Origin of the sequence: Streptomyces sp. NPDC059247, assembly GCF_042754005.1 — a bacterium.
Classification (GTDB): domain Bacteria; phylum Actinomycetota; class Actinomycetes; order Streptomycetales; family Streptomycetaceae; genus Streptomyces.
This window is the reverse complement of sequence record NZ_JBHYZW010000007.1, coordinates 85590-108906: the sequence shown is the minus strand read 5'-3', so window position 1 is coordinate 108906 and position 23317 is coordinate 85590. Positions and strand designations below refer to the sequence as shown.

20 protein-coding genes and 1 riboswitch are annotated in these 23317 nt (G+C 73.0%); of the genes, 15 read left to right on the top strand and 5 right to left on the bottom strand.

Annotated elements, in window-relative coordinates:
- Positions 1-130 precede the first annotated feature (130 nt).
- The 7 genes from ACFXGN_RS15795 (at position 131) to ACFXGN_RS15765 (ending at position 6761) form a co-directional block, all read left to right on the top strand.
- Complete coding sequence (locus ACFXGN_RS15795; RefSeq protein WP_384858793.1) at positions 131-1543, top strand: RsmB/NOP family class I SAM-dependent RNA methyltransferase; 1413 nt, start codon at positions 131-133, stop codon at positions 1541-1543.
- 224 nt (positions 1544-1767) lie between these two features.
- Complete coding sequence (gene rpe, locus ACFXGN_RS15790) at positions 1768-2451, top strand: ribulose-phosphate 3-epimerase (protein ID WP_384858790.1); 684 nt, start codon at positions 1768-1770, stop codon at positions 2449-2451.
- A 133-nt stretch (positions 2452-2584) separates the two neighbouring features.
- The gene (locus ACFXGN_RS15785; protein ID WP_351787610.1) at positions 2585-3634 is read left to right on the top strand and encodes a sugar-binding domain-containing protein; all 1050 of its coding nucleotides are present in this window, start codon (positions 2585-2587) and stop codon (positions 3632-3634) included.
- Positions 3635-3831: 197 nt separating this feature from the next.
- Positions 3832-4272, top strand: a complete 441-nt coding sequence (locus tag ACFXGN_RS15780) for a ribonuclease domain-containing protein (RefSeq protein ID WP_384858787.1) — start codon at positions 3832-3834, stop codon at positions 4270-4272.
- Entirely contained in the window at positions 4262-4597 is a 336-nt protein-coding gene (locus ACFXGN_RS15775; protein WP_384858784.1) for a barstar family protein, read from the top strand. The genes ACFXGN_RS15780 and ACFXGN_RS15775 overlap by 11 nt, the downstream gene beginning before the upstream one ends.
- A 101-nt stretch (positions 4598-4698) precedes the next feature.
- Positions 4699-6141, top strand: a complete 1443-nt coding sequence (locus ACFXGN_RS15770) for a GuaB1 family IMP dehydrogenase-related protein (RefSeq protein WP_384858781.1) — start codon at positions 4699-4701, stop codon at positions 6139-6141.
- Positions 6142-6236: 95 nt separating this feature from the next.
- Complete coding sequence (locus tag ACFXGN_RS15765) at positions 6237-6761, top strand: GNAT family N-acetyltransferase (protein WP_384858778.1); 525 nt, start codon at positions 6237-6239, stop codon at positions 6759-6761.
- Positions 6762-6863: 102 nt separating this feature from the next.
- Here ACFXGN_RS15765 and ACFXGN_RS15760 read toward each other — a convergent pair whose 3' ends face one another.
- Positions 6864-7901: a GDSL-type esterase/lipase family protein gene (locus tag ACFXGN_RS15760; protein ID WP_384858776.1), complete on the bottom strand. Its 1038-nt coding sequence runs from the start codon at positions 7899-7901 to the stop codon at positions 6864-6866.
- 250 nt (positions 7902-8151) lie between these two features.
- Between ACFXGN_RS15760 and ACFXGN_RS15755 the strand changes: the two genes are divergently transcribed.
- From ACFXGN_RS15755 to ACFXGN_RS15745, 3 genes are all read left to right on the top strand, one after another.
- Complete coding sequence (locus ACFXGN_RS15755) at positions 8152-8607, top strand: Lrp/AsnC family transcriptional regulator (protein ID WP_351787626.1); 456 nt, start codon at positions 8152-8154, stop codon at positions 8605-8607.
- 391 nt (positions 8608-8998) lie between these two features.
- Positions 8999-9805 (top strand): carbon-nitrogen hydrolase family protein, encoded by an 807-nt coding sequence (locus ACFXGN_RS15750; RefSeq protein WP_384858772.1) that lies wholly within the window; start codon positions 8999-9001, stop codon positions 9803-9805.
- A gap of 59 nt (positions 9806-9864) precedes the next feature.
- Complete coding sequence (locus tag ACFXGN_RS15745) at positions 9865-11562, top strand: flavin monoamine oxidase family protein (protein WP_384858769.1); 1698 nt, start codon at positions 9865-9867, stop codon at positions 11560-11562.
- 88 nt (positions 11563-11650) lie between these two features.
- Here the strand turns inward: ACFXGN_RS15745 and ACFXGN_RS15740 are convergent, their stop codons facing one another.
- The 3 genes from ACFXGN_RS15740 to ACFXGN_RS15730 all read right to left on the bottom strand — a co-directional run bounded on the left by ACFXGN_RS15740 (position 11651) and on the right by ACFXGN_RS15730 (position 15246).
- Entirely contained in the window at positions 11651-12439 is a 789-nt protein-coding gene (locus ACFXGN_RS15740; protein ID WP_384858766.1) for a DUF5995 family protein, read from the bottom strand.
- 72 nt (positions 12440-12511) lie between these two features.
- Positions 12512-13918 (bottom strand): uracil-xanthine permease family protein, encoded by a 1407-nt coding sequence (locus tag ACFXGN_RS15735; RefSeq protein WP_384858764.1) that lies wholly within the window; start codon positions 13916-13918, stop codon positions 12512-12514.
- A 113-nt stretch (positions 13919-14031) separates the two neighbouring features.
- Positions 14032-15246, bottom strand: a complete 1215-nt coding sequence (locus tag ACFXGN_RS15730; RefSeq protein WP_384858762.1) for an MFS transporter — start codon at positions 15244-15246, stop codon at positions 14032-14034.
- Positions 15247-15352: 106 nt separating this feature from the next.
- Here ACFXGN_RS15730 and ACFXGN_RS15725 point away from each other — a divergent pair, with 106 nt between their 5' ends.
- Positions 15353-16477 carry an ROK family transcriptional regulator gene (locus ACFXGN_RS15725; protein ID WP_384858759.1) on the top strand — a complete coding sequence of 375 codons (1125 nt, stop codon included), beginning with the start codon at positions 15353-15355 and terminating at the stop codon, positions 16475-16477.
- 205 nt (positions 16478-16682) lie between these two features.
- Here the strand turns inward: ACFXGN_RS15725 and ACFXGN_RS15720 are convergent, their stop codons facing one another.
- Complete coding sequence (locus ACFXGN_RS15720) at positions 16683-19061, bottom strand: chitinase C-terminal domain-containing protein (RefSeq protein WP_384858756.1); 2379 nt, start codon at positions 19059-19061, stop codon at positions 16683-16685.
- Positions 19062-19335: 274 nt separating this feature from the next.
- A riboswitch (FMN riboswitch) is annotated at positions 19336-19466 on the top strand.
- Positions 19467-19669: 203 nt separating this feature from the next.
- Between ACFXGN_RS15720 and ribD the strand changes: the two genes are divergently transcribed.
- Genes ribD through ACFXGN_RS15700 form a run of 4 tightly spaced genes read left to right on the top strand, consistent with a single transcriptional unit; the run spans position 19670 to position 23290 of the window.
- On the top strand, positions 19670-20734 hold the full coding sequence (ribD, locus tag ACFXGN_RS15715) for a bifunctional diaminohydroxyphosphoribosylaminopyrimidine deaminase/5-amino-6-(5-phosphoribosylamino)uracil reductase RibD (RefSeq protein ID WP_384859174.1): 1065 nt from the start codon (positions 19670-19672) through the stop codon (positions 20732-20734).
- A 2-nt stretch (positions 20735-20736) separates the two neighbouring features.
- On the top strand, positions 20737-21345 hold the full coding sequence (locus ACFXGN_RS15710; RefSeq protein WP_384858754.1) for a riboflavin synthase: 609 nt from the start codon (positions 20737-20739) through the stop codon (positions 21343-21345).
- 56 nt (positions 21346-21401) lie between these two features.
- Positions 21402-21977, top strand: coding sequence for a nicotinamide riboside transporter PnuC (locus tag ACFXGN_RS15705; protein WP_384859172.1), 576 nt, complete (start codon positions 21402-21404; stop codon positions 21975-21977).
- Positions 21974-23290, top strand: coding sequence for a bifunctional 3,4-dihydroxy-2-butanone-4-phosphate synthase/GTP cyclohydrolase II (locus ACFXGN_RS15700; RefSeq protein WP_384858751.1), 1317 nt, complete (start codon positions 21974-21976; stop codon positions 23288-23290). Before ACFXGN_RS15705 ends, ACFXGN_RS15700 begins: the two co-directional genes overlap by 4 nt.
- Positions 23291-23317: the final 27 nt, after the last annotated feature.

The window sequence follows — 23317 nt, the reverse complement described above, 5'->3', positions numbered from 1 at the left end:
CCCGCCCGGTGGACCCGCGCGGGGCCGGACACGGTCCGGGCGGGCCGCCCGGTGCCCCGGGAGCCGGTGGCGGCGCGGCGGACGTACGCTTGGGGGGTTCGACCTCTTCATATCGTCACCCGGAGCACCTTTGAGCGAGCAGGCACGTCGCCGTCCCCCCAAGCCCTACCGGCGGCCCCAGAAGGACCCCGTCCGGATGCTCGCCTTCGAGGCGCTGAGGGCGGTGGACGAGCGGGACGCCTACGCGAACCTGGTGCTGCCGCCGCTGCTCCGCAAGGCCCGGGAGGGCGGGACGTTCGACGCCCGGGACGCGGCCCTCGCGACCGAGCTGGTCTACGGGACGCTGCGCCGCCAGGGCACGTACGACGCGATCATCGCCGCCTGCATCGACCGGCCGCTGCGCGAGGTCGACCCGCCCGTGCTCGACGTGCTCGCGCTCGGCGCCCACCAGCTCCTGGGGACGCGCATCCCCACCCACGCCGCCGTCTCCGCCAGCGTCGAGCTGGCGCGCGTGGTGCTCGGCGACGGGCGGGCCAAGTTCGTCAACGCCGTCCTGCGGAAGATCTCGCGGCAGGACCTGGACGCCTGGGTGGCGCAGGTCGCCCCGCCGTACGACCAGGACCCCGAGGACCACCTCGCCGTCGTCCACTCGCACCCCCGCTGGATCGTCTCGGCCCTCTGGGACGCCCTCGGCGGCGGCCGTGCGGGCATCGAGGACCTCCTGGAGGCGGACAACGAGCGCCCCGAGGTCACGCTGGTGGCCCGGCCCGGCCGCGCCACCACCGAGGAGCTCGCCGGGGCCACCGAGTCCCTGCCGGGCCGCTGGTCCCCGTACGCCGTGCGGATGGCCGAGGGCGGCGAGCCCGGCGCCATCGAGGCGGTGAAGGAGGGGCGCGCGGGCGTCCAGGACGAGGGCAGTCAGCTCGTCGCCCTGGCCCTGGCCAACGCGCCGGTCGAAGGCGCCGACACCCGCTGGCTCGACGGCTGCGCGGGCCCCGGCGGCAAGGCCGCGCTGCTCGCCGCCCTCGCCGCCCAGCGCGGTGCCGCCCTGCTCGCCTCGGAGAAGCAGCCGCACCGGGCGCGGCTGGTGGAGCGGGCGCTCGCCGGGAACCCGGGCCCGTACCAGGTCATCGCCGCCGACGGCACCCGCCCGCCGTGGCGCCCCGGCTCCTTCGACCGGGTCCTGATGGACGTGCCGTGCTCCGGGCTCGGCGCGCTGCGCCGTCGCCCCGAGGCCCGCTGGCGCCGCCGTCCCGAGGACCTGGACGGTTTCGCCCCGCTCCAGCGCGCCCTGCTCACCGAGGCGCTGAGCGCGGTGCGCGTCGGCGGGGTCGTCGGCTACGCGACCTGCTCGCCGCACCTGGCCGAGACCCGGGTCGTGGTGGACGACGTCCTGAAGCGGACCGGTGGCGCCGAACTGATCGACGCCCGCCCGCTGCTGCCGGGCGTCCCGGCGCTCGGCGACGGACCGGACGTCCAGCTCTGGCCGCACGTGCACGGTACGGACGCCATGTACCTGGCGCTGATCCGCCGGACGGCGTGACGCCGGGGGGCCCGGACGGTGACGCCGGGGGCTCCCGGACGGTGTGACGGCGGCTCCCCGGGCGCGGCACGGTGTCCGGGGACCCCGCCCCCTTCGATCGCCTGACCGCAATCTCCCGGTCTGTACGGGTCCCGGCCTCGTCGGTTCGTACCGAAATCGGTCTGGACCGGATTCGAAACCGTCCAGCGGCAAAGAAGCACCCAAGAACGTGGGAGGCTTGGCGCATGGCGCAGATCAACCCCAGCATCCTGTCCGCGGACTTCGCCCGGCTCGCCGATGAGGCGAAGGCCGTCGACGGCGCCGACTGGCTGCACGTCGATGTGATGGACAACCACTTCGTGCCCAACCTCACGCTGGGCGTGCCGATCGTGGAGTCGCTCGCGCGCGCGACCGACACCCCTCTCGACTGCCATCTGATGATCGAGGACCCCGACCGCTGGGCGCCCCGGTACGTCGAGGCGGGCGCCGGTTCGGTGACCTTCCACGCCGAGGCCGCCGCGGCGCCCGTGCGTCTCGCCCGGGAGATCCGCGCCAAGGGGGCGAGGGCCTCGATGGCCCTCAAGCCCGCCACGCCCGTCGAGCCGTTCGAGGACCTGCTCCCCGAACTGGACATGCTGCTGATCATGACCGTCGAGCCCGGCTTCGGCGGCCAGGCCTTCCTCGACATCATGCTGCCCAAGATCCGCCGGACCCGTGAGCTGATCGCCAAGCACGGTCTGGAGCTCTGGCTCCAGGTCGACGGCGGGGTCACCGAGTCCACGATCGAGCGGTGCGCCGAGGCGGGCGCCGACGTCTTCGTCGCGGGCTCCGCCGTCTACGGAGCGGCCGACCCGGCCGCCGCCGTGGCCTCGCTCCGGGCCCGCGCGGAAGCCGTCACCGCCACCGCCCCGTGGGCGTGTGGCCACTGAGCCGCCACGAGATGAACGCGGTCCGTCGGGCCACCGGCAGGACTGATCAGGGCCCCCCGGATCTGACAGGATGGACGGCGGGTCCACCGGGTGAACGACATCGGTACGGACATCGCTAGGTGAACAGCGGTACGTGAACAGCAGTGAGGAGATCGCGGTGGCGGGTATGTCGGCGGGACGGGCTGCCCTGCGGATGGGCCCCGCGGAGCTGGTGCAGGCGGCGGCCATGGCCCGCCGCTTCTACCTGGAGGGCAAGTCCAAGATCCAGATCGCCGAGGAGTTCGGCGTGAGCCGCTTCAAGGTGGCCCGGGTCCTGGAGACGGCCCTGGAGCGCGATCTCGTACGGATCGAGATCCGCGTACCGGCCGAGCTGGACGCCGAACGCTCCGACGCGCTCCGCGCCCGTTACGGACTCCGGCACGCGGTCGTCGTCGAGTCCCCCTCGGAGGGCGAGGACGAGTCACCCGACCCGGAGAACCTCGGCGAGGTCGCGGCCGACCTGCTCGGCGAACTGGTCGCCGAGGGAGACGTCCTGGGCCTGGCCTGGGGCCGCTCCACCATCCACATGGCGGCGGCCCTGGACCGGCTGCCCCCGTGCACCGTCGTCCAGCTCACCGGGGTGTACGACGCCGGGACCGCCGAGCGCGGCTCCGTCGAGGCGGTCCGCCGCGCCGCCCAGGTCTCCGGCGGCGAGGCCCACCCCATCTACGCGCCGATGCTGCTCCCGGACCCGGCGACGGCGGCGGCCCTGCGCAGCCAGACCGGTATCGCGCGCGCCTTCGAGTACTTCGACAAGGTCACCGTCGCCTGTGTCTCCATCGGCTCCTGGGAGCCGGGCATCTCCACCGTCCACGACATGCTCTCGGACGAGGAGCGCGCCCACTACGCCTCGCTCGGCGTCGCCGCCGAGATGTCCGCGCACCTCTTCGACTCCGAGGGACGCCGGGTCGGCCGTGACCTGGGAGAGCGCTGCATCACCGTCGAGGCGGACCGGCTGCGCCGCATCCCCGAGGTCGTCGCCATCGCGGGCGGCCAGCGCAAGGCGGCGGCGATCGGGGCGGTCCTGCGCTCCGGGCTCGTCACCAGCCTGGTGACCGACCGCGCCGCCGCGGACTACCTGCTGACCGCGACGAACCCGGGGACGCACCCGGCGCTCGACCGGGCGGACCCGGACGGCGGCTGAGTCCTCGCCCCACCGTGACGCCCCCGCCGGCCCTCGGCGGGGGCGTCGTCGTCCCCGGGGCGCACCGGACGCGTCCGTACGGGCGGGAGGCAGGCACCCGGCACGGACCCCGTGGTCGGATCCGAAGGGCGTACCCGGGCCGCTCCGGGCGGGGGACCGGAGGGACGGAACCGTTGCGTGGCGATATGTTCGGGATCATGTTGCTCCGGCCCCTGCGCGTCCTCCTCGCGCTCGTCCTCTGCGTCCTCCTCGCGGGCTGCTCCGGCGCGGGCGGCGGCGGGGACACCACGTCCTCCCGCGCCGCTCCGACCGCCTCCTCCGCGCCCGCCCCCGCGTCCACCGGCACCTCGGGACTGCCCACGGTACGGGCCGCCGACCTGCCCCCGGAGGCACGGAGGACCCTCGCGCTGATCGCGCGCGGCGGGCCCTACCCGTACGCCAAGGACGGCACCGTCTTCTCGAACTTCGAGAAGGTCCTGCCGCGCGAGAAGCGCGGCTACTACCACGAGTACACCGTGAAGACGCCCGGCTCGCGCGACCGGGGCGCACGCCGGATCGTCACCGGGCAGGGCGGCGAGACCTACTGGACCGACGACCACTACGAGACCTTCCGGGAGGTGGTCCCCGATGCCCGCTGACGGCACCGTCGTCCTCGATCTGACCGGCGTCACGGACAAGGCGGCCCTGATGGACCGCTGCGCCGCCGCCCTCGCCCTGCCCGAGTGGTTCGGCCGCAACTGGGACGCCCTCGCGGACTGCCTCACCGATCTGCCGGAACCGGTCGCGCTCGTGGTGACGGGCTGGCAGGAGTACGCCAGGACCCGGCCGCGAGAGTGGGGGACCGCCCAGGAGGTCTTCGCCACGGCCGTCGACCAGTGCCCCACCCGCCTCGCCGTCCTCCTCTCCCTCGGCGCATCCTCGGAGGATCCTACGAAGCGACTCTCGCAAGCCTCGGAGGATTAGCCCGGGACCGGTATTCGTACACACGTGGGAGAATGAACTACGTGCTTTTTCCCCTGGCTGAAATGCCTAGGGGCCGATCCGAACGACTGGGATGTCAGCACGTGCGTTTCCTCAATGACGTCAAGCCGCCCTACGACCTGACGTACGACGATGTGTTCATGGTGCCGAGCCGCTCGGCCGTCGGTTCCCGCCAGGCGGTGGACCTCTCCTCACCGGACGGGACCGGGACCACGATCCCGCTGGTCGTCGCCAACATGACCGCCATCGCCGGCCGCCGGATGGCCGAGACCATCGCCCGGCGCGGCGGACTGGTCGTCATCCCGCAGGACATCCCGATCGAGGTCGTCACCGACGTGATCTCGTGGGTCAAGAGCCGCCACCACGTGCTCGACACCCCGATCGTCCTGGAGCCGCACCAGACCGTCGCCGACGCGCTCTCCCTGCTGCCGAAGCGGGCCCACGGCGCCGGAGTCGTGGTCGACGAGAACCGCCGCCCGGTCGGTGTCGTCACCGACGCGGACCTCTCCGGCGTGGACCGCTTCACCCAGCTCTCCGAGGTCATGTCCAGGGACCTGCTGCTCCTGGACGCGGACATCGACCCGCGCGAGGCCTTCAACACCCTCGACGCAGCCAACCGCCGCTACGCCCCGGCGGTCGACGCCGACGGCAAGCTGGCCGGCATCCTCACCCGCAAGGGCGCGCTGCGCGCGACCCTCTACACCCCCGCCGTGGACGCGAACGGCGGACTGCGCGTCGCCGCCGCCGTCGGCATCAACGGCGATGTGGCGGGCAAGGCCAAGCAGCTGCTCGACGCGGGCGTCGACACGCTCGTCATCGACACCGCGCACGGTCACCAGGAGTCGATGATCAGCGCGATCAGGACCGTCCGGGCGCTCGACCCGCGGGTCCCGATCGTCGCGGGCAACATCGTCGCCGCCGAGGGCGTCAAGGACCTGATCGAGGCGGGCGCCGACATCATCAAGGTCGGCGTGGGCCCCGGCGCCATGTGCACCACCCGCATGATGACCGGCGTCGGCCGCCCGCAGTTCTCGGCCGTCATGGAGTGCGCCGCCGAGGCGAAGAAGTACGGCAAGCACGTCTGGGCCGACGGCGGCGTCCGCCACCCGCGCGACGTGGCCATGGCCCTCGCCGCCGGAGCATCCAACGTGATGATCGGCTCCTGGTTCGCCGGTACGTACGAGTCGCCGGGCGACCTCCAGCAGGACGCCAAGGGCCGCTTCTACAAGGAGTCCTTCGGCATGGCCTCCGCGCGCGCGGTCAAGAACCGCACCAGCGACGAGTCCTCCTACGACCGCGCCCGCAAGGCCCTGTTCGAGGAGGGCATCTCCACCTCGCGGATGTTCCTCGACCCGGCCCGTCCGGGCGTCGAGGACCTGATCGACTCGATCATCGCGGGCGTCCGCTCCTCCTGCACCTACGCCGGTGCCGGCTCGCTCGCCGAGTTCGAGGAGAAGGCCGTGGTCGGCATCCAGTCCGCCGCGGGCTACGCCGAGGGCAAGCCGCTGCACGCCAGCTGGAGCTAGTCCCTTCCGGAGGAACGCCCCTCCGCCACCGCTCCCTCCGAGGGCCCCCGGGAAACTCCTCCCGGGGGCCCTCGGCGTTCCCGTACGGTCGGCGCATGGACCGAGGAGACCTCACGGACATCAGGCCCTGCCGGGCCGCCGACGTGCCCCTGCTCGACCGCCACCTCCCCGCGCCCGGGGCGCCGACCCGGCACGCCGACCGCTTCGCCCGCCAGCAGACCGGCGCGGGCGCCTACCTCGTCGCCTGGCGCGCCGGGGTGCCGGTCGGGTACGGACAGCTCCGCCGGGACGGCTGCGCGGCGCCCGAGGTACGGGCCGCCGTGCCCGGCTGCCCCGAGTTCAACGGCCTCGACGTACGGGCGGACCTGCGGGGCCTGGGCATCGGCACGGCCCTGATCCGCGCCGCGGAGGAGCGGTCCCTGGCCCGGGGCCACGCCTTTCTCGGGCTCGGCGTGGGGCACGACAACCCGCGCGCGGCGGCCCTGTACGCACGGCTCGGCTACACCCCGGTCGTGGAGTACACCGACCGCTGGCGCCGTACCGACGCGGCGGGACGCGTGCACGAGCACGCCGACCCCTGCACGTTCCTGGTCAGGAGACTGACGGCGCCCGACGGCTGACGGTCCGCGCACCGCCCGCGCCCCCCGCCCGCGCACCGTTCCCGCTCGGGCCCCGCCCGCGCCCCCCCCGCCCGGCCCCGCCCCGTCCGTGTGCCCGTCCGGTCAGGACGGCCCGGCGGCGGTCCCGGCGGGCACGTACGGCCGCAGGGCCTCCGCGACCGCCGCCGCGATCGTCGCGTGCCCCCGGTCGTCCGGGTGCAGCCCGTCCACCAGGTGCTCCGGGCCCAGCAGCGGCAGACCGGACAGCAGGAGGAGGTGCCCGTCGCCCTCGGCGGCCAGATCGCGGGCCGCCCGCTCCATGGCCCCGCGCAGCCCCGCCAGGGTCGCGCCGAGGGCGTTGGGACGGTCCTCGGCCTCCGGGCGCAGGACCGGCGAGACGACGAGCAGCGGGGTGTCCGGATGGCCCCGGCGGACCAGACCGACGAAGGCCCGCACCGTGGCGTACAGCCACTCGGCCGTCGCGGGCACCCGGGACCAGCAGTTGGTGCCGAAGGCGAGGGTGATCAGCTCGCCGGGGAGCCGTGCCAGCTGCTCGGCGAGCGGGAGTTCGCCGCGCGCCCCGCCCGCGTACCCCAGATTGACCGGGTCGAGGCCGAGGAGCCGCCCGGTCGTCGCGGGCCAGGAGCGGGCCGGCCGGGTCGCCCACCAGCCCTCGGTGATCGAGTCGCCGTGGACCAGCCAGCGCGGCCGGACCGGAGCGGGCGACAGCTCCCCGCCGAGGGCCCGCAGCCCCAGCGGGACGGGTGCCTGCCCCTCCGGGAGATGGACGCTGAACACCCCGCCGCCCGGCGGCAGCGGCAGGGTGACGGTGGCCTCCGCCGCCGGGGCGGCGCAGGTCTCGCCGACGAGCCGGGTGCCGTGCCACAGGGCGAAGCAGTGGCGCAGCCCGGCCAGCGGATCGGTCCGCTCGGGCACGGTGGCCCGGTAGTGGACCTGCACCGCGCGCGTGCCCGGCCCGGCCGTGAACTCGATCCGCACCCCGATGGGCAGGGCGGCCCGCTCGGCGATGTCCCACGGCAGCCGTTCGAGGTCGGCGGGATCGGCGCGCACCGGCCGGTCCCCGTCCAGCCAGGCCGTACCGCGCAGGAAGCGTGCCGGGTCGAGCCAGCCCACGGGGGCCTCCGATCGCGGGGTCGGCAAGGGATCGCAGCGTCGGTCATGGGCCATGAGGAGTCCATACGCGTGCGCGCCCCGGTCCACAACCCCGGCGCGCCGACGCACACGCGGTGGGCGCGAGGTCTCCCCGGGGCCTCCGCCGCTCGCCCGGACGGCCCTCGGTCGCCGGACGGGCGCCGGGACCGTGTTCTACTTCCTGTGCGGCCCGCGCCGCTCCCGACCGGTCGGCCACCGAGGCGCCGACGGCCCCCAGCAGAGAAGTGATCCACCCGTAGTGCGACTCAACGACCTCGACGAACGCATCGTCCACGCCCTCGCGGAGGACGCCCGCCGCAGCTACGCCGACATCGGCTCGCTCGTCGGCCTCTCGGCCCCCGCCGTGAAACGGCGCGTGGACCGGCTCCGCGCCGAGGGCGCCATCACCGGCTTCACCGTACGGGTGGACCCGGCGGCGCTCGGCTGGGAGACCGAGGGCTTCGTCGAGATCTACTGCCGCCACAACACCTCGCCCGACGACATCCGGCGCGGTCTGGAGCGGTACCCCGAGGTGGTGTCCGCGTCGACCGTCACCGGGGACGCGGACGCCGTCGTCCAGGTCTTCACCTCGGACATGCGCCACTTCGAGCGGGTCCTGGAGCGGATCGCGGGCGAGCCGTTCGTGGAGCGCACCAAGTCGGTCCTGGTGCTCTCCCCCCTGCTGAGGCGGTTCTCCTCGGGCTCGCCCGCGTGACCCCCACCCCGTCCGGGTGATCCAGCCGTAGCCCAGCCGGTGCGGACCGGCCGGTCGCGCTTCCCGTCGTCGCGGGCCGGGATCCGACGCGCTTGTTCCGGCGGAGCGCCGTGCGGTTCACGCCCTCCGGGTCCTTCGGCGGGGGCGGCCCGGACGAGCACCGCGCCGACCGCGCCGGAACGTCGGGCCGCGGGACGGTACCCCTCCGGCCGCGCGGCGGAGGACCCGTACGGCCCCGGGCGGAGCCGTACGCAACGAATCACCGCCGCACCCGCCGATCGCGCAACGGTTCGGCGGTCGGTCCGCAACGCTGCCGCCTTGTCCCGGCGGAGTCCGGAACCGTACCGTTTCTGACGTCTCCCCCCATACTCCGAACCCCCGAGGACCCCGCATGTCCGCGCTGCGCACCGCCCTGCTCCAGAGCTCCGGCGAGCCCGGTGACGTGGCCGCCAACCTCAAGCTCCTCGACGAGGCCGCGGCCCGCGCCGCCGCCGCCGGAGCGGGCCTGCTGCTCGCCCCCGAGCTGTTCCTCACCGGATACGCCATCGGCGCCGACATGGGACGCCTCGCCGAGCCCGCCGACGGGCCCTCCGCCCGTGCCGTCGCCGCCGTCGCCGTGCGCCACGGCCTGGCGGTGGCCTACGGCTACCCGGAGCGGTCCACCGAGCGCCACGGCGTCCTCCACAACGCGGCCCAGCTCATCGGCGCCGACGGCGAGCCGCTCGCGCACTACCGCAAGACCCATCTGTACGGCGACTTCGAGCACCACTGGTTCACGCCCGGCGACGAGGGCGTCGTCCAGGCCCGGCTCGGCGGGCTCACCGTCGGCCTGATGATCTGCTACGACGTCGAGTTCCCGGAGAACGTCCGGGCGCAGGCGCTGGCCGGGACCGACCTCCTCCTCGTCCCCACCGCGCTCATGCACCCCGCCGAGATCGTCGCCGAGTCCGTCGTCCCGGTGCGCGCCTTCGAGAACCAGCTCTACATCGCGTACGCCAACAGGACCGGCCCCGAGGGCGACTTCGAGTTCGTCGGCCTCTCCGCCCTCGCCGCCCCCGACGGCACCGCCCGCGCCCGCGCGGGACGGGGCGAGGACCTGGTCCTCGGCGATGTCGACCCCGGCTTCCTGGCGGTCTCCCGGGCGGCCAACCCGTACCTCGCCGACCGGCGCCCCGGGCTCTACGGCCCCCTCGTCTGACCGGCCACCCCCGCCGCCCGTCTCCGCTCTTCCCCATCCGCGCAAGGAGTCCGTACCCCATGACGTCCACGGTGCCCACGACAGCCGTCCCGCACAGCGACGGCCAGCCGCCGATCACCATGTTCGGTCCGGACTTCCCGTACGCCTACGACGACTTCCTGGCCCACCCGGCCGGACTCGGCCAGATACCGGCCACCGGGCACGGCACCGAGGTCGCGGTCATCGGCGGCGGGCTCTCCGGCGTCATCGCCGCGTACGAGCTGATGAAGATGGGGCTGCGGCCCGTCGTCTACGAGGCCGACCAGATCGGCGGCCGACTGCGCACGGTCGGCTTCGAGGGCACCGCCACCGAGGGCCTCACCGCCGAGATGGGCGCCATGCGCTTCCCGCCCTCCTCGACCGCGCTCCAGCACTACATCGACCTGGTGGGCCTGGAGACCACGCCGTTCCCGAACCCGCTCGCCGAGGCGACCCCGTCGACCGTCGTCGACCTCAAGGGCGAGTCCCACTACGCCACCACCGTCGACGACCTGCCGCAGGTCTACCGCGATGTGATGAACGCCTGGAACGCCTGTCTCGAAGAGGGCGCCGACTTCTCCGACATGAACCGCGCCATGCGGGAGCGGGACGTCCCGCGCATCCGGGAGATCTGGTCCCGGCTCGTCGAGAAGCTCGACAACCAGACCTTCTACGGCTTCCTGTGCGACGCGGAGTCCTTCAAGTCCTTCCGGCACCGCGAGATCTTCGGGCAGGTCGGCTTCGGCACCGGTGGCTGGGACACCGACTTCCCCAACTCCATCCTGGAGATCCTCCGCGTCGTCTACACCGAGGCCGACGACCACCACCGGGGCATCGTCGGCGGCTCGCAGCAGCTGCCCCTGCGCCTGTGGGACCGCGCTCCGGAGAAGATCGTGCACTGGGCGCAGGGCACTTCGCTCAGCTCCCTCCACGGGGGCGCCCCGAGGCCGGCCGTGACCCGGCTGAACCGCACGGCGGGGAACCGGATCACCGTCACGGACGCCTCCGGCGACATCCGCACCTACCCGGCGGCGGTCTTCACCGCCCAGTCCTGGATGCTGCTGTCCAAGATCGCCTGCGACGACTCGCTCTTCCCGATCGACCACTGGACGGCGATCGAGCGCACCCACTACATGGAGTCGTCGAAGCTGTTCGTCCCGGTCGACCGGCCGTTCTGGCTGGACAAGGACGAGCGGACGGGCCGGGACGTCATGTCGATGACGCTGACCGACCGGATGACCCGGGGCACCTACCTCCTGGACGACGGCCCGGACAAGCCGGCCGTGATCTGCCTCTCGTACACCTGGTGCGACGACAGCCTGAAGTGGCTGCCGCTCTCGGCGAACGAGCGGATGGAGGTCATGCTGAAGTCGCTCGGCGAGATCTACCCGGACGTCGACATCCGCAAGCACGTCATCGGCAACCCGGTGACCGTGTCCTGGGAGAACGAGCCCTACTTCATGGGCGCCTTCAAGGCGAACCTGCCGGGGCACTACCGCTACCAGCGCCGTCTCTTCACCCACTTCATGCAGGACCGGCTGCCCGAGGACAAGCGGGGCATCTTCCTCGCGGGCGACGACATCTCCTGGACGGCGGGCTGGGCCGAGGGCGCGGTGCAGACGGCGCTCAACGCGGTGTGGGGCGTGATGCACCACTTCGGCGGCGGCACGGACGCGACCAACCCCGGTCCGGGCGACGTGTACGACGAGATCGCCCCGGTCGAGCTGCCGGAGGACTGAGCCGCCCGCGCCGCGGGTGTGAGCGGGGCGTGCGCGGGGAGCGAGTCGCCCCCGATCCCGGGTCCGTACGGGGAGCGGGCCGTCCGGTTCAGGGCCTGTCCAGGGGCGTGAGCAGCATCCGTCCCACCAGGCCCACCGACCGGTCGAGCCGCTCGGTGAACTCCTCCGCGAGACCGGGCAGGGCGCGCAGCTGCCACAGCGAGCGGGCCGCGAGCCAGGCCCCGTCCCTGGCCCGGTCCAGGCTCCAGCAGCCGAGCAGATGGGTGAGCGGGTCCGCGATCTCCAGGAGGTCGGGGCCCGGCATCAGCTCCTCCCGGATGCGCTCCTCCAGGAGGACCAGGACGTCCCCGACCCGGTCGTACTCGTCCTCCAGATCGGCGGGCGCGCACTCCAGGTCCTGACAGGCGTCGACCACCGCGAGGGCCAGGTCGTGGCCGATGTGGGCGTTGATCCCGGCCAGCGCGAACTGGAGCGGCCGTACCCCGGGATGGCGGCGGAAGTGGAAGAGGGGCCGCCAGCAGGCGGGGGCGGGGGTGCCGTCCGTGACGGCGTCGACCGCCGCGAGATAGCGCTCGGCGAACCGTATGCCGAGGGTGCCGGCGGCCCGCCGGTCGGGGAAGCCGCCCGCCTCGACGACGTGCCCGATCTCCTCGGTCACGGTCAGATAGACCCGGTTGAAGACGGCGACGCCGTCGGTCGGGTGCCAGGCGGCGCGCAGCGCCCGCATCCGCTCCAGGACCGGGTCGACCGCGAGGAACGGGCCGAGCGGCCGCCCGTCCCGCTCCGTCGTCCGGTCGTCCGCGTCGTCCCGGTCGCTCGTGCCGCTCGGCTCGCTCGGGTCGGCCGGTACGTGCCGCCGCCGCTGGGTCCGCTCCATGGGGGCAGGTTCCCAGCAGCCGGGCCCGGAGGGAACTCCCCGGGACCGGCTTACCCAGAACGGGCGAACCCCTCAGTCCTTCGCCGGGCTCCCGGTCCCGTCGCCCGGAGCGCCCTCGTACGAGCTGGTGCCGGAGTCGAGGAGCGGCTCCTGCTCCTTGAGGTGGGCCGGGGCGAAGGCGCGCAGGACGTGGTAGCCGGTGATGACGACGATCGTGCCGAGCGCGATGCCGCCCAGCTCGAAGGTGTCGGTGAAGGTCAGCTTCACCCCGCCGACGCCGATGATGATGCCCGCGGCGGCGGGGACCAGGTTGAGCGGGTTGCGCAGGTCGACCTTGGCGTTGATCCAGATCTGGGCGCCGAGCAGGCCGATCATGCCGTACAGGATCACGGTGATGCCGCCGAGGACACCGCCGGGGATGGCGGCGACGATCGCGCCGAACTTCGGGCAGAGGCCGAAGAGCAGGGCGAAACCGGCGGCGGCCCAGTAGGCGGCGGTCGAGTAGACCCGGGTGGCGGCCATGACGCCGATGTTCTCGGAGTACGTGGTGTTCGGCGGACCGCCCACCGCGGTCGACAGCATCGAGGCGGCGCCGTCGGCGGCGATGGCCGTGCCGAGCTGGTCGTCCAGCGGCTTGCCGGTCATCTCGCCGACGGCCTTGACGTGACCGGCGTTCTCGGCGATCAGGGCGATGACGACGGGCAGCGCGACCAGGATCGCGGACCACTCGAAGCTGGGGCCGTGGAACGACGGCAGACCGATCCAGTCGGCCTTGCCGACGCCCGACAGGTCGAGCCGCCAGTGGTCGGCGACCTGACCGGACGGGGACATCGAGTGGATCTTGCCGAAGACGAGGTCGAAGACCCAGGAGATGCCGTAGCCGAAGAGCAGACCGAGGAAGATCGCGATCCGGGACCAGAAGCCCCGCAGACACACCACGGCCAGCCCGGTGAACAGCATCACCAGGAGCGCCGTCCACTGGTCCTGCGGCCAGTAGGTGGAGGCGGTGACCGGCGCCAGGTTGAAGCCGATCAGCATGACCACGGCGCCCGTCACCACCGGCGGCATCGCCGCGTGGATGATCCGCGCCCCGAACTTGCGGACCGCGAGCCCGGCGAGGAAGAGCACCGCGCCGACCACGAGCACCGCGCCGGTCACGGTGGCGCTGCTGCCGCCCGAGGCGCGGATCGCGGCGGCGACCCCGACGAAGGAGAGCGAGCAGCCCAGGTACGAGGGGACCGTGCCGCGCGTGGCGAGCAGGAAGATCACGGTCGCCACGCCCGACATCATGATCGCCAGGTTCGGGTCCAGGCCCATGAGGACCGGAGCCACGAACGACGCCCCGAACATGGCGACCACGTGCTGGGCGCCGAGACCGGCCGTACGGGGCCAGGAGAGGCGCTCGTCCGGGCGGACGACGGCGCCGGGAGCGGGTGTTCGCCCGTCGCCGTGCAGGGTCCAGCGCACGCCGAGGTTCATGAGGTCGCTCCCGTTCTCCGGTTCCGGCGGCCGTGTCGTGACCGCAAAAGATCAGCCACATGGTATGCGCCATCGGGACTCCGGACGTGCGGGCGCCGCCCGGGGCGGCGGACCTATCCGACGGGACCCGGGGCCCGCTCCGCGGCGGAGGGCTTCGAGGCAGCCCTGCGGCCGTCGGCCCTGAGCACCCCCGCGCCCAGGACGAGCCCCAGGGAGAGCAGGGTGACCAGGCCGAACGAGAAGACCAGGGAGGTCGCGTTCGCGATGCCGCCGATCGCCGAGGGGGCGATGAGACCGGAGGTGTACGTGATGGTGGCGACACCCGCGATGGCCTGGCTGGGGTTCGGGCCGCTGCGCCCGGCGGCGGCGAAGGCGAGCGGGACGACGACCGCGACCCCGAGCCCGATCAGACCGAAACCGGCCATGGCGACGGCGGCGTGCGGGGCGACGACGACCATGACCCCGCCGAGGGTGGCGGCGGCGCCCCCGACCCGTACCGTGCGGACCGCGCCGAAGCGGTCCACGACCCGGTCGCCGGCGAGCCGGGCGACGGCCATCATCAGCGCGAAGGCGGTGGTGGAGGCGGCGGCGAGCCCGGCGGAGCCGCCCAGCTCGTCACGGAGGTAGACGGCCGACCAGTCCAGGCTGGCGCCCTCCGCGAAGACCGCGCAGAAGCCGACCGCGCCGATGACCAGCGCGGACTTCGGCGGCAGCGAGAAGCGCGGCGGCGCCTCCTCCTCCGGGGTGCTGCGGACGTCGAGCACCCCCTGGCAGAAGACGAGGCCGAGGGCGGTCAGGACGAGCGCGGCGATCAGATGGTGGACCCGGGCGTCGCCGCCGAGGTGCGCGGCGACCGTGCCCGCGGCGGAGCCGATGAGGGCGCCCACGCTCCACATGCCGTGCAGGCTCGACATGATGGACCGGCCGAGCCGGTTCTCGGTCTCGACGCCCAGCGCGTTCATCGCCACGTCGGACATTCCGGCGGTGGCGCCGTACACGAAGAGCGCGCCGCACAGTCCCCAGACGTTCGGGGCGAGCGAGGGCAGGATCAGGGCGAGCGTCCAGAGCGCGAGCAGTCCGCGCAGCGCCGGGCGGGCGCCGAAGCGGTGCGAGACGGACCCGGCGAGCGGCATGGCGACGGAGGCGCCGAGGGCGGGGAAGGCGAGCGCCAGCCCGAGCTGTCCCGCGCTGACCCCCGCGTGCTCCTGGATCCAGGGGATGCGGGTGGCGAAACTGCCGGTGACCGCGCCGTGGACGCAGAAGACGGCGGCGACGGCGAAGCGCGCCCGCCGCAGGCGTTCGGTGCTGGTGACGTTCTGCGCCGCCATGGGCCCTCCCTCGGGTCGTGGTGGCCGGTAAACTATCAGGAACCCTGCCTGATAAATAGCTCGCGGACGACACCGACGACCGGGACGCTTCTGAGAGGATCGCCGCATGGCCGCATCCCCGAGCACCGCACGAGCCATCAACGACCGGTTCGCCCTGCGACTGCTCCAGGACGAAGGCCCGTTGACGGCCACTCAGCTCAAGACCCTCACCGGTCTCTCCCGCCCCACCGTCGCCGATCTCGTCGAGCGGCTCCGGGGCTCCGGCCTCGTCCATGTCGTGGGGGAGTCCGGAGCCGAGCGCCGGGGGCCCAACGCCAAGCTGTACGGACTCGTCGCCGACCGCGCGCACCTCGCCGCCCTCGACGTCCGCACCCGCTCGGTCACCGTCACCGTCACCGACCTGCTCGGCTCCGCCCTCGCCGAGGCGTCCGTGCCCGTCGGCGACGACCACGGCACCGGACCGGCCGTCGAGAAGGCGGTCGCCCTGCTGGAACGGGCCGTCGCGGAGGCGGGCGCCGACCGGCTGCACAGCGTGGCCGTCGGCGCTCCCGGACTCATCGACCCGGCCAGCGGCGAGCTCCGCGACTCCTCCGGTCTGCCCGCCTGGCACCGCAGGCTCGTCGGGGTCCTCCAGGAGCGGCTCGCGGCCCGGGTCCTCGTCGAGAACGAGACCAATCTCGCCGCCGTCGCGGAACTGCGCGAGGGCGCGGCCCGCGGCCGGGAGGACTTCGTGCTGCTCTGGCTCGGCCAGGGCGTCGGCGCCGCCGTCGTCCTCGACGGGCGGCTGCGCCGGGGGGCCTCGGGCGGTGCGGGAGAGATCGGCTTCCTGCCGGTCCCCGGCACCTCCGGGCTCCCCTCGGCGACCGGCTGCGACGGCGGCTTCCACGAGCTGGCCTGCACGGCGGCCGTCGCGGCCCTGGCCGCCTCCCACGGACTCGACCCGGCCGCCGCGCTCGGCTCGGGCCACGGCCCCTTCCTGGACGCCCTCGCCCGCCGTCTGGCCGTCGGGGCGGCGGCGGTGGTCTCCGTGCTCGACCCCGGCTGTCTGGTCCTCGCGGGGGAGACCGGCCACGCGGGCGGTCCGGAGCTGGCCGCTCGCGTCGAGTCGGAGCTGGCCGCCCTCTCCCCCCTCCGTACGGAGGTCCGCGCGACGACCCTGGGCGACGCGGCGGTCCTCAGGGGCGCCCTGCTGAGGGCCAGGGACGCGGCCCAGGAGGAGCTGTTCCCGTAGGGGCTACCGGTGGGCGCGGGCGGGGTCTCCGAGGGGACGTGTCCCCTGCGGGGGAGTCCCCCACCGGGGCCTCCCGGTGAACACCACCGCGCCGCGCCCCGGACAGGGGGGCGCGGCGCGGTGGGCGTCCGGCGGGGGCAAGGGCCGTGTGTCCCCGCCGGAGTCCTAAGAGTGGTGCGTCATGAGCGTGCTGGCGGGAGGGTCCTCAGCAGGGGCCGAGGTCCTTCCAGACGCCCCAGGACCCGGTCGTGCCCGGCTCCTCGTTCTGGGTCCACCACTGGGCCTTGTACTTGCGGCCCTTGTGGGAGATCTCGACGCCCGCGTTGTAGACCGTGCCGGCCACGTACGCCGGGCCGGTGCAGCCCGTGGGCGGCGTCGTCGGAGGCGTGGTGGGGGGAGTGGTCGGCGGGGTCGTGGGCGGGGTCGTCGGAGGCGTGGTCGGCGGGGTCGTCGGCGGGGTCGTGGAGCCGGGCTCCACCACCGTCGTACCGCGCGCCAGGTCACCGGCGAGGGCGTACGTCGTGCCGTTGATGTTCACCGTCCAGTTGGACGGGGTGGTCACCGGCAGGTAGTAGTTGAACGCCAGGTCGATCGTCGCGCCCGGGGCCAGCGACTGCCAGGCCGGGAGCTTCAGGGAGACGCGGTGGAAGTCGCCCTTCAGACCGCCCACGTTGCCGCCCGTGTGGTCGCTGCTGATGACCTTCGTGCCGAAGCCCGACTGGTCGGAGGCGTTGGCCGGGGCCGAGGTCCCGTAGTCGAACTGGAACTCCGTGCCGCCCGGGAGCGCCGTCGCCGTGTTGTTGGTGATCTTGATCTTCGGGGTGATCGGGTAGTTCGAGTCGCCCAGCTTGAACTCGGTGAACTGGGTGTCGATCTTCACCGCCTGGGTCGGCAGCGCCTTGTTCGACTTCTTGGAGCCGTACGGGGTGGCCGCCTTGAACTTGTCGTACATCAGCGAGGTGAGCGTCGAGCCCATCTCGTACTGGCCCTTGGCGGCGTTCCAGGCGTAGTCACCGGCCATCTCCCAGACCATGGTGCCGCCGATGCCCTTGCTGACCACGTAGTCGGCCTTGGCGGCCACCGACTGCTCGTCCTCGGTGGAGAGGAAGACCTTCTTCTGCGCGTTCCACAGCCACGGGGCGACCAGGGTCGCGTCGTACTTGCGGGCGTAGGTGCCGGTCAGGGTGGTGTTCGCCGGGAAGCCGTACTGCGTGACGTAGTCGCCGACGATCCCCTTCTCCAGGTTCTTGGCGTGCCACATCGGGTTGGAGCCCGCGGGGGACTCCTTGCCCGCGGTGTCCTTGTCGTGCCACAGGTTGTCGATGCCGACGGCACCGTCACCGCACTTGGTCAGGCCCGCTCCGGCCGGGCAGGTGGCCGCGCTGGCCTTGCCCCAGAGGCCGTCGGTGCCGCCCTGCACGTTCTTGTGGCCGCGGGTGTAGTAGGGCAGGCCGATGTTGATGCGGCCGGCCGGCATGGAGCCGCGGAAGTAGTGGTAGGCCCAGTCGGTGTTGAGGTACCCGATGTTGCCGTACTGCGCCGAGCCGTAGACGTTGGCGGCGGCGAGTTCGCCGTCCTTGCCGTCGTCGAAGAGGGAGGCGTTGGGGCCGACGTGCTCGTTCCAGGCGCCGTGCAGGTCGTAGGACATGATGTTGACGTAGTCCAGGTACTTCTGCATCTGGAACGTCTCCATGCCCCGCAGCAGGTAGCCGGAGGAGGGGGCGGCGACGGTCAGCAGGTAGTGCTTGCCGTCGGCGGCGCCCGCAGTGTCCAGCTTCTCGCGCAGGGACTTCATGAGGGCCGCGTAGCCCTGCACGAGTCCGGCGCGGCGCGCGTTGGCGAGCTGCCAGTCGAGCGGGTTGCCCGCGTCCTTCATGGTCGTCGGGTACTCGTAGTCGATGTCGACGCCGTTGAACCCGTACTTCCGGATGAAGTCGACGGCCGAGGTGGCGAAGGTGTTGATCCCGGCCTGGTTGACCGAACCGTCGGCGTTGGTGGCCATCGAGTAGAAGCCGCCGGAGTTGACCCGGTCGCCGTTGTCCGCGAAGTAGCCGCCGGTCTCGGCCCAGCCGCCGACGGAGATCAGCGTCTTCACGTCCGGGTACTGCTTCTTGAACTTGTTCAGCAGGTTGAAATGGCCCTTGTAGGGGAGTGCGGGGTCCATCTCGGCGCCGACGACACCGGGCCAGGTCATCCCGGTGGCGGCGTTGTTCGGGCCGTCCGTGCCCACGGACAGCTTGTTGTCACCGCCGACGTGCGCGAAGGCGTAGTTGATGTGGGTGATCTTCTGCCACGGGATGTCCTTGGCGAGGTACGCGGGCTCGCCGTTCTTCCCGGTGCGCCAGCCGGTGAAGTAGCCGATGACGCGGCGCTGGTGGTCGGCGCCCATCTTCTCGCGGCCCTCGGTGTCGTACACCGAGCAGTACGGGACGTCGACGCCCGGGGTCTTGTAGAGCCCGTCGGGGCGACAGGACTCGTTGTCGGCGGCGTACGAGACGCCGCCGGACAGGGAGCTGAGCAGCAGCCCGGCGACGGCCGCGCCGGACGCGAGCAGCGAGGCTCTTTTCGCGGTGGGGGACAACACGATCGGGTCCTCCTGGAGTGGGGGTTCCCCCGCGCCTCGCGGCGTGGGGGGAAGTTCAGGACAACGAGCAAGGGGGTGGGTCGTGTTGGGCCCGTGGAGTGCGCACGCCGTCGGACCGGTTACCTCGGAGGTGACACGGACATTAAGAGGACTAGACCAGTGCGTCAATAGGTCTGTACCAACAGAGAATTCTGTGAGAGCGTGTGAGCCAGCCCACAGGGTCGGGACCGTATGGCCCCTTGCGGGGCGTGGCACACTGGCCCTGTATCAGCAGCAGCGCACTCCGGGGTCGGTGTAATTCCGAACCGGCGGTTATAGTCCGCGACCCGTCCGCAGCCAGCGGCCGGTTGACCAGGTGAGATTCCTGGACCGACGGTGAAAGTCCGGATGGGAGGCAGTGCGCGGCGGGTGACCCCTCTCTTCGGGGCGCACCGGCCGTACGTCCGCTGGTCGCCGTGTCGTGTCCGACGCGGCGTACCCGTGCGACGCGGCCTCGGCGCACCCGTACGAGGAAGTCGTTCCCGCTCTCTGTCGTCATCGACAGGCCCCGGAGTCCGTGCCCGAAGAGGCAGGAGGACCCGGTGGCACGGCAGACCGACACCACCGCCATGCGACGCGCCGTCGAACTCGCCGCCCGCGGTCTCGGCGCCACCAGCCCCAACCCGGTCGTCGGCTGTGTCGTCACCGACGCCTCCGGCCACCGCGTCGGCGAAGGCTTCCACCAGCGCGCGGGCGGCCCCCACGCCGAGGTCCACGCCCTGCGCACGGCCGGTGACCTCGCCCGCGGCGGCACCGCCTACGTCACCCTCGAACCCTGCGACCACACCGGCCGCACCGGCCCCTGCGCCCAGGCCCTGATCGAAGCCGGGATCAGCCGGGTCGTGTACGCGGTCGGCGACCCGGACCCCCGGGCCACCGGCGGCGCCGACACCCTGCGCGCGGCGGGCGTCACCGTGGAACAAGGACTCCTGGAGACCGAGGCCGAAGCGGTCAACACCGCCTGGCTCACCTCCGTCCGCAAGGGCCGCCCCTTCGTCCGCTGGAAGTACGCCGCCACCCTCGACGGCCGGACCGCCGCCGCCGACGGCACCTCCCGCTGGATCAGCTCCGCCGCGTCCCGCGCCGACGTCCACCGGCTCCGCGCCGAGTCCGACGCCGTCGTCGTCGGCTCCGGCACCGCCCGCGCCGACGACCCCCACCTGGCCGTCCGGGGCGTCGAAGGGGCCGTACAGCCGCTCCGTGTCGTCGTCGACACCGAGGCGAAGGCCGTACGCCCCGGCGCCCGGGTCCTCGACGACGCCGCGCCCACCCTGATCGCGGTCGCCGAGGACGCCGACACCGACCTCCCCGACGTCCTCCGCCTCCCCAGGGCCGGACGCGGTCTGTCCGTCCCCGCCCTCCTGGACGCCCTCCACGCGCGCGGCGTCCGCTCCGTCCTCCTCGAAGGCGGCCCCACCCTCGCGGGCTCCTTCGTCGCCGCGGGCGCCGTCGACCAGGTCGTCGGCTACCTCGCCCCGGTCCTCCTCGGCGCGGGCCCCGCCGCCCTCGCCGACGCCGGAATCGGCACCCTCTCGCAAGCGTTGCGGCTCGACGTCACCGAGACCGTCCGGATCGGCCCCGACCTCCGCGTCACCGCCACCCCGCAGACCACCGCCACCCCCAAGGGAGCCTGACCGTGTTCACCGGAATCGTCGAAGAACTGGGCGAGGTCGTCGCCGTCGAGCAGCTCACGGACGCCTCCCGCTTCCGGCTGCGCGGCCCCCTGGTGACGGAGGGCGCCCGGCACGGCGACTCCATCGCCGTCAACGGCGTCTGCCTCACCGTCGTCGAGTGCGGCGACGGCACCTTCACCGCCGACGTCATGGCCGAGACCCTCAAGAGGTCCTCCCTCGGCGCCCTGGGGACCGGCTCCCGCGTCAACCTGGAACGGCCCATGGCCGTCGGCGGACGCCTCGGCGGCCACATCGTCCAGGGCCATGTGGACGGCACCGGCACGATCCTGGAGCGGACCCCCTCCGAGCACTGGGAACTCGTGAAGGTCGGGCTCCCCGCGCACCTCTCCCGGTACGTCGTCGAGAAGGGCTCGATCACCGTCGACGGCGTCAGCCTCACCGTCGTCGAGGTCACCGACGACTGGTTCACCATCAGCCTCATCCCCACCACCCTCGACCTGACCACGCTCGGCATCAAGCAGCCCGGCGACCCCGTCAACCTCGAAGTGGACGTCATCGCCAAGTACGTCGAGCGGCTGCTCGGCCCGAACGCCCGGGAGAACGTCAAGTGAACTGGCTCAACTCCGAGGCGTTCACCGTCCTCGACCAGCACATCCTGTGGTCCGACATGATCGGCAACACGGTCGGTCTGGCAGCCCTCGCCCTCGGCTGGCGCCGCTCCATCCTCACCTGGCCCGCCCAGCTCCTCTCCGGCCTGATCCTCGTCGGCGCCTACGCCTCCGCCCACCTCTCCGGCGGCGTCGGCAAGCAGCTGCTCGTCATCGGCGTCGCCGCCTGGGGCTGGTGGCAGTGGAACCGGGGCAGACGGCACGCCCAGGACGGCTCCATCGCCGTCCGCTTCGCCAGCTGGAAGGAGCGCGGGCTGCTCCTCGGCGGCGCCGTCCTCGGCACCCTCGCCGTCGGCGGCCTCTTCACCCTCTACCCGTCGCTCTCCTGGAGCCCCTGGGCCGACGCGTACATCTTCGTCGGCACCCTCGTCGCGATGATCGCCCAGGCCCGCGGCCTGGTCGAGTTCTGGTTCGCCTGGCTCCTCGTTGACCTCGTCGGCGTCCCGCTCGCCTTCCACAGCGGTCTCGCCTTCTCCGGTCTGGTCTACGTCATCTACTTCGCCCTGGTCCTCTGGGGTATGCGCGACTGGTGGCTCAGGACGCGCACCCCGGCTCTGAAGGGAGCCCACGCATGAGCGCCCGCCCCTCCCGCGCCCCCGAAGGCAAGCAGTCCCCGGGGACCGCCCTCTGGGACGTCACCGACCTCGCCCTCGACCCCGTCGAACAGGCCGTCCGCGACATCGCCGCCGGACGCCCGGTGGTCGTCGTCGACGACGAGGACCGCGAGAACGAGGGCGACCTCGTCATCGCCGCCGAGATGGCCACCCCCGAGGTCGTCGCCTTCATGATGAGCGAGTGCCGCGGCCTGATCTGCGCCCCCATGGAGGCGGAGGAGCTCGACCGCCTCCAGCTCCCGCAGATGGTCGACCGGAACACCGAGTCGATGCGCACGGCCTTCACCGTCTCCGTCGACGCGTCCCCCGCGCACGGCGTCACCACCGGCATCTCCGCCGCCGACCGCGCCACCACCCTGCGGATGCTGGCGAGCGGCCACCACGAACCGTCCGACTTCGTCCGCCCCGGCCATGTCTTCCCGCTGCGCGCCAGGTCCGGCGGCGTCCTCGCCCGCAACGGGCACACCGAGGCCGCCGTCGACCTCGCCCGGCTCGCGGGCCTCCGCCCGGCGGGCGCGATCGTCGAGATCGCGGGCGAGGACGGCGTCATGCTCCGCCTCCCCGAGCTGGTCCCCTTCGCCCGTAAGCACGGCCTCACGATCATCTCCATCGAGGACCTGATCGCCTACCGCCGCTCCGCCGAACCCGCCGTCCGGCGCGAGGCCGAGGTCAGCCTGCCCACCGCGCACGGCGACTTCACCGCCTACGGCTACCGCTCCACCGTGGACGGCGTCGAACACGTCGCCCTCGTCCACGGCGAGATCGGCGACGGCGAGGACGTCCTGGTCCGCCTCCACTCCGAGTGCCTGACCGGCGACGTCTTCCACTCGCTGCGCTGCGACTGCGGCCCCCAGCTCCACGCCTCCCTCGACCGCGTCACCGAGGCGGGCCGCGGAGTCGTCGTCTACCTCCGGGGCCACGAGGGCCGGGGCATCGGCCTGCTGTCCAAGCTGCGCGCGTACGAGCTCCAGGAACGCGGCCGGGACACCCTCGACGCCAACCTGGAACTGGGACTGCCCGCCGACGCCCGCGACTACGCGGCGGGCGCGCGCATCCTCACCGACCTCGGCGTCCGCAGCCTCCGGCTGATGACCAACAACCCCGACAAGATCGACGCGCTCACCCGGCACGGCCTCACCGTCGAGGGCCGCGAGCCCATGCCGGTCACGGCCGGCGAGCACAACGTCCGCTACCTCACCACCAAGCGGGACCGGATGGGCCACGACCTGCCCTGGCTGGACGGCTCCCCGGCCGCCACCTGCGGCAACCAGTAACGAAGCACATCACCGACAAACCGGCAG